Source organism: Mycobacterium sp. (genome assembly GCF_008709575.1).
In the GTDB taxonomy this organism is placed as follows: Bacteria; Actinomycetota; Actinomycetes; order Mycobacteriales; family Mycobacteriaceae; genus Mycobacterium.
Genome location: NZ_VYIK01000306.1, coordinates 1 through 725 on the forward strand (window position 1 = coordinate 1; position 725 = coordinate 725).

Here is a 725-nt window from a genome sequence, read left to right on the forward strand (position 1 = left end):
TGTTCGGCGTCACCTCCGGTGAGGCCCTGGCCGGGGTGGTCGGCCCGCTGATCGAAGTCCCGGTGCTGCTCGGTTTGGTCTACGTGGCCCTGTGGCTTCGCCGTCGGCTGAGCTGGCCGGCCAGCGCTCTGGCTGCGGGCTAGCCCGGGAGCGCCTGGCGCTGCACACGCAGAAGGACAGCCGGTGCGCCGACCCGTCGCGGCGTGGTTCGAACGCCACCAAATCGTTCTCTACCTGGGGGGGCTGGCGGCCGGCGCCGCGGTCGGACTGGCCCGGCCGGGTGCGGCATCGGCCTGGCAGGCCGCCATCTACCCGGTGCTCGCCGTATTGCTGTATGCCACGTTTCTGCAGGTGCAATTCACCGAGCTGACCGCGGCTTTCCGGGACGGCACGTTCCTGGGTGCGCTGCTGGTGGTGAACTTCGCCGTGGTGCCGCTCGTGGTGGCCGCACTGACCTGGGTGGTTCCGCTGCCCCGAGCGGTCCTGCTCGGTGTGCTGCTGACACTGCTCACGCCCTGCGTCGACTACGTCATCGTGTTCTGCCGGCTGGCCGGCGGGGACAGTCAACGTCTGCTGGCCGCCGTCCCGCTGCTGATGCTCACCCAGATGCTCGCCCTGCCTGGGCTGCTGTGGCTGTTCCTCGGGCCGGAACTGGCCGCCATCGTCACCTTCGGCCCGTTCCTGGAAGCCTTCCTCATGCTGATCGTGGTGCCGTTGACCCTGGC

At 69.7% G+C, this 725-nt stretch carries 1 protein-coding gene and 1 pseudogene; both read left to right on the forward strand.

Annotated elements, in window-relative coordinates:
- Window positions 1–143 (forward strand): annotated as a pseudogene (locus tag F6Q13_RS18615) (arsenical-resistance protein); the annotation flags it as partial.
- Between the two features lie 40 nt (window positions 144–183).
- On the forward strand, window positions 184–725 hold a 542-nt coding region (locus F6Q13_RS18620; RefSeq protein WP_367141372.1), incomplete at its 3' end, for an arsenic resistance protein.